A 15,950-nucleotide genomic window follows, 5' to 3' on the forward strand; every position below is an offset into this window, starting at 1 on the left:
AATGTTCACTCCCTGCTTAACTCAACCGTTATTAACCAATTCCATTAATATATTTTCAACACATTTTTTCATTGTGTACTTTTCCTTGGATCGCTTATATCCATTATATGCTATATACTTTCTTTCTTCATCATTTTCTAAATAATAATCAATTTTTTTACATAAATCTGTTTCATTTTCAAACTCAACTAAATGTTCCCCCGACTTTAACTCAACTTGATATAGATGTTCAGAATCAACTAATTCAAAAGAACCACATCCTAAAATTTCGAAAGTTCTTGGATTAGGGCCTGAGTGTAGGTTGCCAGCCGAATGGATATTAATGCATATCTTAGTATTTCTATATAGATCGGCTAATTGTTCATCATAAATTGGTTTATCTATTAGGATTTTACTTAGATGAGGATATCTAGATTTAATCTTATTAGACCTAAAATAGTTCCTTACCTTATGTAAAATATTTTTCTCTGGATACAGTGGATTTGTGTATATGATCATTTTTTTATCATTCTTATATGCATATTCGGCAACTGCTTCCAAAAGATTAAACCTTTTCATATTTAAAGCACCAACAAAACATATGTCATATTCTTTCTCATCATAATTATCTTTACAATGAAAAATAGTTTCATCATATCCTAGGAAGGAGTATTTAGCATTCTTCTGACCATAAGTTTTTGATAAAAAATGTATATCAGATGGTTCGTAAGAAAATATTTTATCATAATAATCTATCTGTTTTAAAGCCTGATTATAACAATTAAATTGTATACTATCAATCATAAATAAAGCAGTTTTCACAAATTGTTTTTTTAAGTATTTTAAAAATTCATTATTAATGTCCTTTCCATTTAAGATAATACAACAATCTGGATTAGAATGCTCTACTGCTTTAATAAACTTTTTATTCATTTTCTCATTATATTTAATCTCATAAATCTTTAATCCCAATTTAGCAGCACGAATTTTCCAGTAGGAATTTTCACTATCTCTAAACTCAGTTATCCATATATTTATTACTTCATGCCCCAGTAGTTCACAAGCTCTTACCAAAGAAGCAGCGTAATGGAAATAATTAACGCCTACAATCAATACTTTCACTTTATATGCTCCTCATATTAATTATTTTTGATTGTTTCCTTTTCGTTATAAATAATTAAATCATTTGTGATCAAGTACATACCTAAAAAGAAGCAATAAATTTTAAATAAAATTCTAAGATTACCCAAATTAACGTCAGTCATCCCATGTAGAAAAAAGCCCAAAGTCACACAAAGAAATAGTAAAGACATTAAATCTTTCGTTCTAATCCACCGTATAAAACTTTCCATCGTAAAGTAAACAACCATACAGATATAAGGTAGAATACCTATAATTCCACTTTCAGCTAACGTTTGCATAAATACATTATGCGCATGCCATTGATTTCGCTCTTTAGCTTCAGGTAATATATATTTAGTTCTATATTGTTCCATATAATTACCTAATCCCACTCCAGCAATTGGATGATCACTAAACATATTCCAAGCACTTTTCCACATACGTACTCTTTCAGCGTTGGATTGATAATTATGATCGGTTATTGAATAGAAGCGTTTTTGTAAAGCATCATTGTTATTTATTAACATAGAAGTAGAAGCTAGTACTATAAGTAAAATTGTTATAAGCATTTTTTTATTTTTCATCAATAAAATCAATATAGAAGGAATAGTTAGTGCTAAAATAACCCACGCAATTCTAGTTCCATTAAAAAAAATAACAGGTGTTGAAACAATTAAGCACAAATACAAAATTATTTTACAACGTTTAGCTAATTGATCTTTAAATAAAAAAATGATTGTACTAGGATATAACATAATAAGAAAACCGGCTAATTCCATTGTGTCTGTGGTAAGTCCTGAAACCCTGCTTCCACCCTGATAAAATTCTCCTATAGCGAATAAATTTCCAATAAGAAAAGATATCACAAGAGCAAAAAATAGATTTTTAATTTTTTCTTTTTCTCTAACAAAATATATTAATAGAAATAAAATTAATATCGGGCTTAAAAACCGATCTCGAAACCATTGAAAATTTGTATAATAATTCGCGTTTACATCATTAAGAAAAATTGTACTAAATTTACAAATAAAAAATATGACTAAAATCCAAATATGATATGTTTGCAATTTAATTTTAATTGGACTAAAATAATATCTTATAATACCTAATATTAATATAATATAGCCTAAAAAGTTTGTCCTTAATTCTGTCCAACATATAGTTACCATATATACTAAAAAAATATAGTATATTACGGTATCTAAAATCTCAGCTCTTTTAGTATTCAAAATTACCAATCCTCAATTCTTCATTTGCAAATCTTTCTTATATCTTTGCATTATTAACAATCTATTTTAATACAACTAATTTAAAATACTATCCTTATAAAAATTTATATAATAAACTCGTCTTTAATCTTACTATACTTTTTATTGTGAGGCAATATAATGATATTTTCTTCCATATTTTTTATCTTAATACTCTTAATTATCTTACTTTATTTAAAATTTAAAAATTACATACCAATTTTAATGTATCATCGTATCGCTGATATTCCGGGTGATAGGAATGCATTACCACCCAATAAATTCTGTGAGCAAATGGATTACTTAAACAACAACGGATTCACTACGATAACGATGGAAATGGTCTATGATTTTTATGCAAATGGTAAAAAACTTCCTAGAAAATCTGTACTTCTCACGTTTGACGACGGTTATATGGACAACTTCACAGCAGCACTACCTATTTTAAAAGAAAGAAACATGACTGCTGCTATTTTTCCAATCTCTAATTGGATCGGCAAAAAAAACAAATGGGAAGACTTTAACAAGGAGCAAACCGTAACCATGGATTGGGACCAATTGAAAGCCTGGCAAGATGCCGGGATGGAAATTGCATCTCATACTGCAAATCATCCTTTTCTTGGTCACACGTCGATAGAACAGACAAAATTGGAATTAACAGAGAGCAAAGAACAACTTGAAAAAAATCTACAATGTAAAATTGATTTTCTATGCTATCCCTATGGCAGTTTCAATGTACATACGTGTAGTACTGCAAAAGCAGCGGGGTACAAAGCTGCTTTTGCCATATTTGAACATGTTTCGCTTTGGCATATCGATCTATTCGCACTGCCACGAATCCCGATTCCTTCTAGTCAATCTATATTTGAGTTTAAATTAAAAGTCAGTCGTATACATGTTATTTTTATTGCAATGCGAAAATGGGAACGTAATTTCAAGCGTTGGTTGAGAAAAAAATAAGGTAGCTGCAAATTTGCAGTTGCCTTATTTTTTCTGGTAGAAAAGATCTTGTTGTAAATTCTAAAAAAATATATCTCATCTTAACACAAATACGCCTTCTTCAATGTAATATTTAATTTTTTCTTTTCGACTATAAATTTTTATAAAGAGTCAAAATATTTTCGATCATCTTATCCCTTGAAAATAATTTTTCAACTCGCTTACGCCCTTGTTCGCCCATAGAGCTACATAAAACCTTGTCTTTTTCCAAACTCGCTAATTTTTCATAAAAGCAATTGATAGCATCTTTCTCCACCAAATATCCAGAATGCTCATTGTCGATAACTTCCGGTGTCCCGCCAACAGCATAAGCAATCACGGGTTTTTCCATAGCCATTGCTTCTGCAATCACCAAGCCAAAGGTCTCAAATTTCGATGGTAAAACAACTACATCGACCCCATCAAGCACTTCTTCTACATTCACAATATGCCCCAGCACATGCACACGACTCCTCAAATTATGCTTCCATATCTGATACTGCAGACTCCACTTTCCTTTTCCTTTCCCAATAACCATAAGATGCCAATTCTTTGCATCCGCATAATTTTGTAGCACCTGTAATATGTCCGCATGACCTTTATTATGTAAATTTTTTATGCGTGAAACAATTGCAACCGTAAATGCATCTTGTGGAATTCCGATATTCTCCCGAATCAATCGTACCTTCTCGGAATTAGGTTTAAACCTGTTCAAATCAATCCCGCTATAAATCGTCACCAGTTTTTCTGGTGTAAAACCTTTTTCAATTGCGTACGCACGCACAAATTCGCTTACACAAATAATCCGATCACACTCATTCAGTGTCATCTCTTTCGCATTATGACCAAACACACCATGCGCTGTATATATAGTTGGTATGTGCAGTTTTTTCTTCACCCTTACAGCAACAATACCGGCAGCGGAAGAATTTGCGTGAATAATATCTATTTGATATCTTTTGACGATCTTTTCTATCAAATACGCTGCTAAAGAGGCATTTGCTCTAATAGGAACATAACAATGCTTGATCCCTTTATTCACAAGTTGCTCCGCTAGCAGACCGCCACCTGATGCTACAACTACATTCCATCCAGACTCTTTTAAACCTAACGCAACCGTAGCGACATAAGTTTCCGCACCACCGATATTCATCCTCGGCACTATCAGCAATATATTTTTCATATCAAATCACCTTCTTTTAAAAAGAACTGCAAACAAGATTACAAAAGTGACTGCAACTTTTCAATGACGGGTTCCAATTTTATATCATCCAGGCAATCAAATTTGAATTTGCACTGCCGCTTCCAACAGTGTTTACAAGGTCTTTCGATCTCAATTACATTTTGCGCTTGTTCATATGGTCCATTCCGATTCGCATCCGTTGGTCCCATCAGCATTACTACCGGTTTACCAATCCCTGCTGCTAAATGCACTGTTCCCGTATCTCCACCAACTACAGCCTTAGATTTCTGCATAATATACGCTAACTGTTTCAGTGTTGTCTTCCCCACTAAATCGACTGGTGGTATTTCAGACTCCGCAGTAATTTCATCCACCAATCTACGATCAACAACACCGCCACCGATCACCACAGGAATGAAATGATTTGCATACAAAAAATCCACAAGTTTCGCATATAACGCAGTTGACCAACGCTTATTCGGCCAATTTGCACCTACCGCTAAAACAATATAATCTTGATTTATGTCTGCACCAGACTGCTGCATAATTTGTTTCGCAATATCCGCTTCTTTTTCCGTTACCGTGAGCGGAAACACGACCTTTTCCACTTTACACCCCAAAGCCCTGACTACATCTAAATATCGTTCAACAATATGTCCATTTTGATTGATCCCACAGATTGGTCTGCTAACGAAATGGCTAAACTCCCGCATATTACAGCAACCTAATTTTACAGTCGCACCACTTAAATAAGTAATGATTGCGCTTTTCCCTAACCCCTGCAAATCAAGTGCAGCATCATAGTTTACTTTTCTCAATTCTTTATAAAATCCGGGTAAATTTTTTATAAAGCCATCCACGGATTTAAATTTCTTCTTTTCAAAGAGTAAAATACGGTCAACACAGGGGTTATTTACCAATAAATCATACGCTGGCGGCTCAACAACCCAAGTGATGTTTGCCTCTGGAAAACTTTCTTTTAGTGCATAAGAAACCGGCAATGCATGAATCACATCACCTATAGCACTTAATTTTACAATCAAAATATTTTGTATTAACATAATTATGTCAACCTCATTCTGAAAATAATGATAACCACAAATTCTCAAAACGAAACAACGCATTTTTTAATTGCTTCGTTTTGATTATTGTGGTTAATCTTATGGATACCCTTATTCTACACTTTTTATTTTGTTAATAATATTGGTTGACGAACGTCCTGCTACCAGCGGAACAAATTCAATTTTTCCACCATAGTGCTGCACGATTTCCGCTTCCGGTAATGTTTCCACCGTATAGTCGCCGCCTTTAACATAAATATCAGGACGAATTTTAGCGATTAATTTTTCGGCAGTCTTATCACCAAAAATAACAACACAATCCACAACTCTAAGTGCACCTAAAACTTCCGCACGGTCTATTTCATGATTGATGGGTCTGGATTCTCCCTTAAGTGACCGTACAGAAGCATCACTATTTAACCCAATTACCAAGCAATCTCCAAGTTCTTTCGCGCGTTCTAAATATCTGACATGTCCAGCATGCAGAATATCAAAACAGCCATTGGTAAATACGATTTTTTTCCGCTCTGCACGTAGTTTTTCACACCAAAGTTCAATATCGTTTTCAGTTATGAACATTCCTATACTTCCCCAATCACATTTTTTAATTCAGCTGCACTTACAGTGGCAGTACCAAGTTTGCGTACTGCAATTCCAGCGGCAATATTAGAAATTTCTGCAGCGAGTACAGGCTCTATACCGGCAGCAAGCGCAAGCAACATGGCTGCTACACATGTATCGCCGGCACCGCTCACATCAAAAACTTCGCTAAGATTGGATACAGGAATATGATGCACTGCACCACTTGCTTCAAATAAGGTCATACCTTGATCGCCACGCGTTATCAGAATACCTTTTGCCTGCATTTTTTCTAATAAAATGGCCCCTGCTTTCAGCAATAATTCTTCATTTTCGATCGCAAAACCTACATTAGCTGAAGCTTCGGCATCATTTTGTTTTACATAATCTACACCAGTGAAACTTAAAATATTATACCTAGAATCGACTATGCATGGTATATGATGCTGTTTACAGTAACAAATAATTCGTTTTTTAATATCCTCTGTCAAAGTTCCGCTGCCATAGTCACTCATCACGACACCATCGATATTTTTTAGCGTTGACTCTAAAAAACTCATTAATTTATCTTCTACTACAGAACTCATAGACGTTTTTGGCTCATTATCTATTCGTACGATTTGCTGACTAACAGTGGCCGCACCACCAGCTATAATTCTTGTCTTTGTTATCGTTGCCCAATCTTCTAATTGAAGAAGACCTTCAATGTGAATGTCCTTTTCACTGAAGATTTGCCTGAGACCAGTACCAGCCTGATCATTGCCTACTAACCCAACTGCCCAGACATCACCGCCTAAAGTCGCCACATTATGCACAACATTGGCTGCACCGCCGGCAACGATCGTTCTCTTTGCCTGCTCCAAAACTAAGACTGGCGCTTCACGAGAAATACGGGAAATCATCCCATGCAAATAGACATCAGCAACCATGTCTCCAATCACCAAGATTTTTTTACCTTGAATTTGATGGATTACATCTACTAAATCGCTCTTCACATTATCCTCCTTTACCAATGCGCTACATCGAACTTCACTTTGATTTTATCATCTTTTTCCTGATAATCTTTATGATATGTTAACGTCATATCCCAGCAATGTAAATTATGCTGCCAAGAATAATACATATCTGCAACGCTTCCATTTGCTAAATCAAAACTTTGTGAAATTGAAATCGAATTTTTATCGTCAAACCGGTAACTAATACCACTAGCAAGTTCTTGACCAACATCTGAGTTATCATAGTTAAATAATGAAGTTTGACTATTGTTCTTCGTATAATGGTATCCTGTATAAACATTGATTCTATCATTTACTTTTTTGTATAAAGTCGCATCATATTTCATTGTATTGATTTGCGAACCATCATAAGATTCCTTTACAATTTCATACCCTGTACCAAGTGATAAAGTAAATGTCTTACTCAAATGAATCGGATCACGGCTAAAATATAGTGTATAATCTTGGTGCCAACTTGATTTATCGCCATCACGCCACTTACCATATACTGCATCAAAGTCGTATTTCCAAGGTCCACCCGCAATACGTTTCGTGGCATATTTAAATTCTAGTTCTGGTTCTTTTTTCATCCAATCATCATCATCATCCAAATAATCTCCCGCTCTTAGCGTGAGCGTATAATTTGGATCATATTTTGTAATTTCGTAGTCATTTTTAAAATCATGCTTACTGTAATAGCCAATATTAGCTTCCGCTATAATCGTATCTGCTAATGGATATTGGAAATTTTGAGTGACATAAACACCATTATCACTATTGTAACCAATTCTAGGAAAAGCGCTCTTTTGTTTGTTCTTACCAATTTTAGTTTCATAACGTGGCGTTGAATAGATAATTTTATCCTTAATTAAGAATTGTGCATCGTAGGCGACCATTTTATCATCCGGCCAAATTTCTATTTTTTTTGCCCGCATATGATAATCCGGTTTTTTTGCCGGACATTTTGTTACTGTGCCATTATAAATAATATATTCATCTGGCAAAAATTCAATGTGTTTTGCAGTAACATGTTTTTCATAATCAACGATGCCTTTCGCTTCCCCCATATTACCAACATGATCTTGATAGTTATAGAAAGTAGCATAACCATCTAAGTTCATTCCTGGCTGCATAATCTTCGCTTTGCCATCTATATTGACCTCTGTACGTTTCGTATTTCCGCGAATATCATCTGCATAAACCGTTGCCGGATCTTGTTTTATTACCACATTTCCCTTTGCATACACATCGCCAGTTTGATTATCAAAAGAAATATCATCTCCCTCTATCGTCACTGGAACAGCTGGTTTTTCAAGGTTTTCTTGATCTTTTTCTACTGTTGCACCCATATCATTTGTTGTTTCTTCAACATGAACTGGGACATTGTCGTTTGCTTCTGCAGCCTGTCCTACCATATTGGAGCCAAGTATTGTATATAAAGTAATCAAACCACAAAGGATCTTATTTTTTCTTGCCATATAGTTCTCCTATTCTAATCCAAGAAAATTTCTTAGCACCTACTATTATCATTTGAAAAAATTAAGAAATAATTCTTAACTTAGTTTTATTCTACAAATATACCGTATTTCCTGCACTAAATCTATCGGTAATATGTAGAAAACCACAAAGATCGCTAAAATCAGCGCGATCTTTGTGGTTTATTATACAACTTAATTAAATGTGGTTTGCGATTGCACCCCATGCACGATGTTTTCTTCTTTTGTTTGAATATAGATTTCTGTACCTTCTGGAATATTTACCTGTTTACCTTTAACAAAAGCGCCCCCGACAATCCCGATTGGTCCTAAGATTGCCAATCCTGCTACCGTAGCTCCCGCGGCAATCGCCATAGATTCGGTTTCTTTTTTGGCTTTATCGCCCAAAAAGGTACTTACTTCTGAGCCATCGATTGCAGTAATAGAAGAAAAATCAATATCCACTTTCGCATCACGTCCAAAATTTTGTGCTTGTGATACTTTTGTTATTTTACCATTTCCTTCGGCTCCCTTGGCAAACACTAAAACGCCATTCATCACTACATCTTCAGCAACTTGATATGTAACGATATCCCCAACCCGCGCTGTTTTGCTCTCAATTGGTGTAACCAATTTTATTTTAACCAAAGTATCCGCAGGAATAATTTCGTCCGATACATCTACAGACCCATCAGCAAAAGCCAATGCTGCTAAATTACTAATACGATCATTGTATGCGCCTACTTTTGGATTCCCCTCAATTACTGTTTCCAAATGTTCTATTCTATTTTTCATAGCTGTATTCGTCACACTATGTGTTATCGCCCATTCAATCCCATTTACCTTTGTCAGCATGGATGGATGTCCCGCTGAATTATCCAAAGCTCCATTATATAAATTATCAACTCTCGAAACGATTGCTCCATCCATGGAAGTACCATATACATCCTTTTCTAACTTCGAGACACGTTCAAGTAATGCTCCTGTTTGGTCATTGCCATACAAAGTCTTTTCTACTGTAGACATTTTATCCATTACTGTCATCTCTGCTGTCGCCTGGGCTGAAATAATCGTAGTAAACATAAACATGAATACTAGTGCCATCGCTATCGTTCTACGAAACATATATTAGAATCCCCCTTAAATTCATATTATTATTGTATAAACTTCTAAATTTATTTACAAAATCCTGCAATCACAAAAAGAAAAGCATGATATCCTAAAAATACCATGCCTTTATTTTATAGATAATTTAAAATATATCGATTGGTTTGCGCGCCTATCAGATTTTCACATCAATTTGGGCAGATACCCCTACACCTTGTACACGATTAAAGCTGGTTGGATTTTTACTGTCGATTGGAATCAATGCTTTGATTCTGAATTTATCGCCGCTGAAATTCCCTTCAATCTGCAATACTGCTTGGGTTTGATCTACGGATGCTTGAGGTCCAGTAATCTGTGCGGCACCAGTATATGTACCACTCCCCACGACGATAATTGGTACAACCTTGGTTGCATAATCACTGCTAACAGAATGTTTCGCAGTCAATGTATTGATAAAATTATTTAATGGTTCAGCAAACTTGTCCACTAGAATCGCGATACCGCCAACCTTTAAAATACTCCCAAAACTAAATGCTTGGGTCGTTTGTATAGCAATAGTAGAAACAACACTCAAAGCAACAACTGATGCAATTAAGGTTTTCTTCATACTCATATCGAAATACCTCCTAAAAATATATTCATTAATTGTATTCGACACAAGAAGAAAAACCCCTTCTTATGTAAAGTCGTTCTTAAATCTCACTAAAGTTTTTTTTGCTACTATATACGCAAAAAGAGCTTATGCCAATTGGCATAAGCTCTTTCAAATTGTCTAAGATTAGAATTGGAATTCGATACGACCGAATACTTTTTCTACATCATTTTCACCATTAATTTTTTCACCATCAAAGTAAACAAGTTTAGCTAAGATGTTTTTATCAAGCATGTAATCCACGCCAACTTCTGTACCTTTTTCAGCGAAACCAACACCATCATAAGTTGGAGCAACAGAAGCAAATGAACCGATTTGACGATATGCTACCCATGCACCGAAAGAACCTGGTGCATTAGATTCTGCACCTTTATAAGTTAATTGTACACTATATGCGTCTTCATTGTCATCATTTGTACCTTCAGCTGCATCTAAACTAGATTGTGCATATAAACCACCGAAAGTAAGATTATTGTTAAATTTGTAATCAAAACCTAAATTCCAAATAGAATTGGTATCATCTACCCCTTCACCATCTAGGAATCCTACACTATTACGAAGATTGTAATATCCAGCACCTAATGAAAGTTTATTTGTTGCATCATATCCAAATTGGATTGCTGCATAATCACTTGTACCATAAAGATTTGCATCCGTATTAGTCAATCTTTTAACTTCATCATTTGCTGAATAATTATCACCATGTAAACGTCCAACAGTTACTATAGTTTTTAATGCCTTTCCAAATTGGAATTCAGCACCACTAACTTCAGTATCCATGATTAAACCGCCGTTAGTTAAGTGTTCAGCATCAAATGTGCCGAATTTACCTAATTTTGCATTTGCACCAAATAATGGTCCTTCTGCATAGGCTTGCTTAAGTTCTGTATCTCTATCGGAACTATCATTATCTAAATCAGCTTCAGATTCAAAACGAGCTTTTACTGCCCAATCATCATTTACGGCAGCATTCATGTCTAAACGAATCGTGCCTGTAGCTTCGCTTCCATCGTCATGACTATCAATTTCTGTATGCGTACCATCTAAACGTAAGAAACCAGTGAATTTCACGTTGTCAGTTTTCTTTTCAAGCGCTGAAACACGAACACCTAAGTTGTTTAATTCATCTGCATATTCTGCAGATAATTTGTCAATTGTAGCTTTGTTTGATGAGCTAACGCCTTCTTTAGCCATAGCTTTTGCTACCATTTGAGCCATTTCATAACGCGTAATTTTTGCATCACCACGGAATGTGTTATCGCCATAACCTTCGATTACACCTTCGTGTGCTAATTTAGCAACTGCATCATAAGACCAATGGTCTGTTGGTACATCGCTAAATGGATTTGCAGCAGCAAATGTTGTGCTTGCTGCACCGATTACGAGTGCTGAAGTGATTGCAGCAACAAGTGTTTTTTTCATGAGAAAATCCCCCTTAAAATAAATAATATTTTTTTGAGCCTTTACTTTAAGGTGAGAACGAATTTTAGAGTATCCACGTTTCCTCTTAAACTTTTCTCCCCTATTAAGTTCCAGCTCTGTATATAAGATATACTTTAAATAAAGTATATACTCATATCTAAACTAAAGATAAAGTGTATGTAAAAATCTTAATAAATACTTAACCTTTATTTGACAATCACTTTACTTTTAGTATAATACCACTTTTTCTCATGGAAAACAATAGACAAATTTCAAAATTCTCATAAAAAAGGACCTTCTGCCTAAACAGAAAGTCCTTTTATTATAGTTATTCTTAGAAGGAGAATTGCAGACGACCGAAGATTTTTTCAACATCTTTATCGCCATCAACTTGTTCACCATCAAAGTAGTTTACATATGCCATGATATTTTTATCTAACATATATTGTGCTCCAAATTCAACACCTTTTTCACCATAGCCAACGCCATCATAAGTTGGGTGGAAAGATGCTGCTTCACCGATTTGACGATATGCAAGCCACATTCCAAAAGATCCAGGAGCACTTTGTTTAACACCTTTATAAGTTAATTGTGCACCATAAGATTCTTCTATATCGCTATCTTCAGCATCAATATCAGATGCTGCATACAAAGCGCCAAAAGTAAGAGTTTTATTTAATTTATAATCAAAACCTAAATTCCAAATATTATTTGTGTCTTCGTCACTACCAAAAGCACTATCATTTTTTAAGTGATGATAACCAGCACCAATTTTCAATTTATCCGTTGCTTTGTAATCAAATTGAATTGCTGCATAATCACTAGTACCATAATAGCCAGCACCATCAGGACGAGCTACACCTGCATCATCAGCTTTTTTAGCTGCTTTAGCTGCATTAGATGTAAAATCATAATCGCTTTGTGCAAGGCGACCAAGAGTTACTGTAGTTGTCAATGCATTGCCCTTCCAAGCAAATTCAGCACCTTCTACTGGATTATCTAAAAGCAAACCGCCATTTGTGTAACCAGCGTTATCAAATCCACCGAATTTACCTAATTTTGCAGTTGCGCCAAATAAAGGACCTTCTGCATACACACGTTTTACTTCAGTTTTTCTGTCTTTAGATGAAAGATTATCATTGTCAAGATCTGCATCGGAATCAAAACGAGCTTTTACTGCCCAGTCGTCATTTACAGTAGCTGTCATATCTAAACGAACTTTAGCGGTAACAGCACTTCCATTATCTACATTATCAGTTTCTTTATGGCTACCATCTAAACGTAACAAACCATTAAATTTCACGTTGTCAGTTTTCTTTTCAAGAGCTGAAACACGAACACCTAAGTTGTTTAATTCATCTGCATATTCTGCGGATAATTTGTCGATTGTAGCTTTGTTTGCTGAGCTAACGCCTTCTTTAGCCATAGCTTTTGCTACCATTTGTGCCATTTCATAACGAGTGATTTTTGCATCGCCACGGAATGTGCCATCGCCATAACCTTCGATTACACCTTCGTGTGCTAATTTAGCAACTGCATCAAAAGACCAATGATCTGTTGGTACATCGCTGAATGGATTTGCAGCAGCAAATGTTGTGCTTGCTGCACCGATTACTAGTGCTGAAGTGATTGCAGCAACAAGTGTTTTTTTCATGAGAAAATCCCCCTTAAAAATATAAAATAATTTTTTCGAGCTTTAAATTTTAGGAAAGATTTTCCGACAAAAAATTTCTAGAGTCTCCATGTTTCCTCATAAATATTTTTTATCTTCTCATCTTTTCCATCTATGTAACGCTCTTATTTCGAATTCTACATGATAAATCACAAGTTTGCAAGCAAATAATTGGAAGAATGATTAAAATTTTGTTAACTTTCTGTTATTTTTCAAAAATAATTAAATAATTGCTCTAAATAATACAAATAAATGCCATAAGTTCCTAAATATTTAGGGCTAAAACGATCTAAACGTGCTTTTTACTTCCGTAATAACGTTCGGCTAAAATAACAGCTACATAATCATCTACTGGTACCGGTGGAACTTGCATCCCCGTAGGAATCAAACGTCTTAAACCACGTGGCGGATGACTTTGCCAATAACGAATTTTTGCGGCATCCGTTGTCCGATATTCTTCTACGAGTTCAATCTTAACATCTGAAGGTGTAGTACTTTTTTCCACTTGCTGCTTGGCTGTATCACTGGAGGTTCCATTTCCTAAAAGAATTTTTTCTATTTTATATTTTTCGAGTAGTGTTTTTATTTTATTTTCTAAATCTATTGTAAAAATAACTTCTTGATATAAAACTTTTTTGCTTTGTTCAACAACTGCAATTCCGCATTTTTCTCTGCCCGGATCAATAGCAATCACTTGGGTTGGCATAATTTCACCTTCTATTTTTTCTCAGTCTATCATCTATACTGTACGCATTCGATAGCTTAAAGTCAATAATGATATAATCTTTCCGCCCCAAGCCGCATTCATCCTTCGGAACGTATTTTTCCGGAAAAAGCCGGGGACGAAAAGCAAACGAAAGCCGCCGCACTGAATGTGCGGCGGCTTTGTGTTCAAGAATACTTCTCTTTGGATGTTATTTTTTAGAATTTTACGTTTAGATAAGCTGCTGTACGATCTTGGTTTTTGTCGCCAGCTTGGTTTTTGAAGTCTTGGTATTTAAGAGTTAAAGTTGTGTTGTCAGCAACTTCTCTTGTATATTTGTATTCCATACCTTTGTAGCCTTCATTGAAGAAAGATACATTACTGATATCACCAGAATTGTTGGAGTAGTTTGTAACTGCGCCAGCTTCAACATCTTTATAAGTTGCAGATAAGCCAAGTTTGTTGAAGTTTACGCCGTAAGCGATTGCATCATCACCGGAATTATCTTCTTTGTTGTATTCTGCATTTAAGCTAACATTTTTCACTAAGTCAAAGGATGCATTTGCACCATAGAATTCTTTGTCTGTACCATCAGTTGCTTGTGCATCAGCTTTGATATAGTTCAAGTTAAAGATACCACTTTGTAATTCAGCACCATATAAACGATCTTTTTCACTTGTTTGGTTACCAGCAAATACTTTTAAGCCACCAATTTCAGATTGGATACCATTGATTTTATCGTCTAAAATCATACCAGTACCTACAAGAACATCTTGACGACCAATTGTGTTTTCTAAGCCAAGTGCATGGAAACCTACATTTGCAGTATCTAATTTGATACCATCAGACTCGCCATTGTAAGAAATGTTACCACTGGATAAACGAGTGTTGAATGTTAAATCATCGTTAATTTTACCTGTAACACCAATACGTGCTCTGAAATCAGTATCATCGCTGCTATTATCGGTAGCACCGTAACGAATACGAGCGTCACCAGTAATTTTTGCACGTTCTTGTTCTGCTTTTACTTCATCAACTGCAATACCCATATCTTTTAATTCACTGGAAAATTCTTTTGCTAATTTTTCTACTGTTGCTTTTTGATCACCATCTAAATCTTTGTGCATAGCTTTTGCTACCATTTGTGCCATTTCATAACGAGTAATTGTTTTATCTCCTTGGAAAGTGCCATCGCCATAGCCTTCAATTACTCCATCTTTTGCAAGTACTTCTACTGCATCATATGCCCAGTGTCCTTGTTCAACATCAGCAAATGGATTTGCAAATGCAGGTACTGCAAACGCTACTGTAAGTGCAGTCGTAACTGCCATTTTTAATAAACTCTTTTTCATTGTCTTCGAGATCCCCCTTGAATTTTTTCTTAAAATTTTGCCTGGCCTATGGCCGACATCCAAGGGACTTGCATTTGATCCTTACAACTTTTACTGAGTATCCACGTTTCCTCAAGCAAACATTATAATCATCTCTTGCTGTCTCTTGTTGTCCCTACAGCTTTTTTGTAGGTATGTACGAAGAAATTTTCAAGGTAGGTTCTATTTTATTGAAACTATATGTGGAAACCATATGTGGGAGATATCAGACTGACTAGTCGTTCAGCGCTGTGTATTTTATTTCATGTTTACATAATTCTATTTTTCTATCAAAACTCCTGCTTATAAGTGCGTGTAATTATTTCCATATTTCTCGGTATTTTGAACGACTAGTCAGTCTGACAAGAAATCAATTTGAATTCTTTTATATTTACATAATTCTAT

General features: G+C 35.1%; 14 protein-coding genes. 1 reads left to right on the forward strand and 13 read right to left on the reverse strand.

What is annotated here, in order from left to right; genetic code table 11:
- Positions 1 to 21 precede the first annotated feature (21 nt).
- Positions 22 to 1,101 (reverse strand): CgeB family protein, encoded by a 1,080-nt coding sequence (locus BN6559_RS07205; protein ID WP_110954087.1) that lies wholly within the window; start codon positions 1,099 to 1,101, stop codon positions 22 to 24.
- A gap of 17 nt (positions 1,102 to 1,118) precedes the next feature.
- On the reverse strand, positions 1,119 to 2,330 hold the full coding sequence (locus BN6559_RS07210) for an O-antigen ligase family protein (RefSeq protein ID WP_110954088.1): 1,212 nt from the start codon (positions 2,328 to 2,330) through the stop codon (positions 1,119 to 1,121).
- A gap of 159 nt (positions 2,331 to 2,489) precedes the next feature.
- Between BN6559_RS07210 and BN6559_RS07215 the strand changes: the two genes are divergently transcribed.
- Complete coding sequence (locus BN6559_RS07215) at positions 2,490 to 3,308, forward strand: polysaccharide deacetylase family protein (protein WP_199883823.1); 819 nt, start codon at positions 2,490 to 2,492, stop codon at positions 3,306 to 3,308.
- A gap of 130 nt (positions 3,309 to 3,438) precedes the next feature.
- On the opposite strand, the gene BN6559_RS07220 is transcribed toward BN6559_RS07215, so the two are convergent.
- From BN6559_RS07220 to BN6559_RS07270, 11 genes are all read right to left on the reverse strand, one after another.
- Complete coding sequence (locus tag BN6559_RS07220; protein WP_110954089.1) at positions 3,439 to 4,509, reverse strand: glycosyltransferase family 4 protein; 1,071 nt, start codon at positions 4,507 to 4,509, stop codon at positions 3,439 to 3,441.
- Positions 4,510 to 4,547: 38 nt separating this feature from the next.
- Positions 4,548 to 5,570, reverse strand: coding sequence for a glycosyltransferase family 9 protein (locus BN6559_RS07225; protein ID WP_199883824.1), 1,023 nt, complete (start codon positions 5,568 to 5,570; stop codon positions 4,548 to 4,550).
- Between the two features lie 111 nt (positions 5,571 to 5,681).
- Positions 5,682 to 6,149, reverse strand: coding sequence for a D-glycero-beta-D-manno-heptose 1-phosphate adenylyltransferase (gene rfaE2 / locus BN6559_RS07230; protein WP_110954090.1), 468 nt, complete (start codon positions 6,147 to 6,149; stop codon positions 5,682 to 5,684).
- A 2-nt stretch (positions 6,150 to 6,151) separates the two neighbouring features.
- Positions 6,152 to 7,144, reverse strand: a complete 993-nt coding sequence (locus BN6559_RS07235; RefSeq protein ID WP_110954091.1) for a bifunctional heptose 7-phosphate kinase/heptose 1-phosphate adenyltransferase — start codon at positions 7,142 to 7,144, stop codon at positions 6,152 to 6,154.
- A gap of 11 nt (positions 7,145 to 7,155) precedes the next feature.
- Positions 7,156 to 8,622 carry an LPS-assembly protein LptD gene (locus BN6559_RS07240; protein ID WP_110954092.1) on the reverse strand — a complete coding sequence of 489 codons (1,467 nt, stop codon included), beginning with the start codon at positions 8,620 to 8,622 and terminating at the stop codon, positions 7,156 to 7,158.
- Positions 8,623 to 8,814: 192 nt separating this feature from the next.
- Entirely contained in the window at positions 8,815 to 9,744 is a 930-nt protein-coding gene (locus BN6559_RS07245) for a hypothetical protein (RefSeq protein WP_110954093.1), read from the reverse strand.
- A 157-nt stretch (positions 9,745 to 9,901) separates the two neighbouring features.
- On the reverse strand, positions 9,902 to 10,339 hold the full coding sequence (locus BN6559_RS07250; protein WP_234407817.1) for a hypothetical protein: 438 nt from the start codon (positions 10,337 to 10,339) through the stop codon (positions 9,902 to 9,904).
- Between the two features lie 165 nt (positions 10,340 to 10,504).
- Positions 10,505 to 11,800: an S-layer homology domain-containing protein gene (locus tag BN6559_RS07255; RefSeq protein ID WP_110954094.1), complete on the reverse strand. Its 1,296-nt coding sequence runs from the start codon at positions 11,798 to 11,800 to the stop codon at positions 10,505 to 10,507.
- A 334-nt stretch (positions 11,801 to 12,134) separates the two neighbouring features.
- The gene (locus tag BN6559_RS07260; RefSeq protein ID WP_110954095.1) at positions 12,135 to 13,454 is read right to left on the reverse strand and encodes an S-layer homology domain-containing protein; all 1,320 of its coding nucleotides are present in this window, start codon (positions 13,452 to 13,454) and stop codon (positions 12,135 to 12,137) included.
- Between the two features lie 307 nt (positions 13,455 to 13,761).
- Positions 13,762 to 14,178: a RuvC family protein gene (locus tag BN6559_RS07265; protein WP_110954096.1), complete on the reverse strand. Its 417-nt coding sequence runs from the start codon at positions 14,176 to 14,178 to the stop codon at positions 13,762 to 13,764.
- Positions 14,179 to 14,393: 215 nt separating this feature from the next.
- Positions 14,394 to 15,506, reverse strand: a complete 1,113-nt coding sequence (locus BN6559_RS07270; RefSeq protein WP_199883825.1) for a porin — start codon at positions 15,504 to 15,506, stop codon at positions 14,394 to 14,396.
- Between the last annotated feature and the right edge of the window lie 444 nt (positions 15,507 to 15,950).

The organism is Massilibacillus massiliensis (genome assembly GCF_900086705.1).
GTDB lineage: Bacteria > Bacillota > Negativicutes > FLKF01 > FLKF01 > Massilibacillus > Massilibacillus massiliensis.